Annotated in this window: 1 pseudogene; it reads right to left on the bottom strand. The window is 63.8% G+C overall.

Going from position 1 to position 567, the window contains the following annotated elements:
- A pseudogene (locus QQJ96_RS23505) lies at nt 1-550 on the bottom strand (RHS repeat domain-containing protein); the annotation flags it as partial.
- Nucleotides 551-567: the final 17 nt, after the last annotated feature.

Consider the following 567-nt stretch of genomic DNA (forward strand, 5'->3'; position numbering starts at 1 on the left):
CGGCGTCATAGGTGTAGGTAGTGATGTTACCGCCGCCATCGGTCACGCTCACGGTGTCGCCGTAGGCATCCTTCACCGTGGTGGTGGTGACGCCACCGGGCGTGGTCACCGTCGTGGTATGCGTGGCGGGGTTGACGCTGACCTTGGTGGTATTGCCGAGCGCATCGGTTTCGGTCAGCACCTGGCCGAAGGCGTCGTAGGTGGTTTGCGTGCTGCGCGCCGTGCCTTGCACGGTTTGGCTGGTGGTGACCTGGCGACCCAGGTTGTCGTAGGTCGAGGTGATCGTGTTGCCGTTGCCGTCGGTGCGGCTGGTCACCCGGCCAAAGGCGTCGTAAACGGTGGATGTCGTCCGTGCGACCGACGTACCGACCCCGTCGGTTTCACTCAACTGCTCACCACGCGTGTCGTAGGTGTAGGTCGTGGTGGTGCTATTGCTCGTGCTCAGCGCACTGCCCGGCTGGCTCAGCTGCTGCTGCACTTGAGTGATGTCACCAAAGGCATCGTAGGTGCGGGCGGTTTGATAGCCGTTGCCGTCGGTGACGGTCGCCACCTGGCCGTCCTGGGTGT

Source organism: Dyella flagellata, from assembly GCF_030160275.1.
In the GTDB taxonomy this organism is placed as follows: domain Bacteria; phylum Pseudomonadota; class Gammaproteobacteria; order Xanthomonadales; family Rhodanobacteraceae; genus Dyella_B; species Dyella_B flagellata.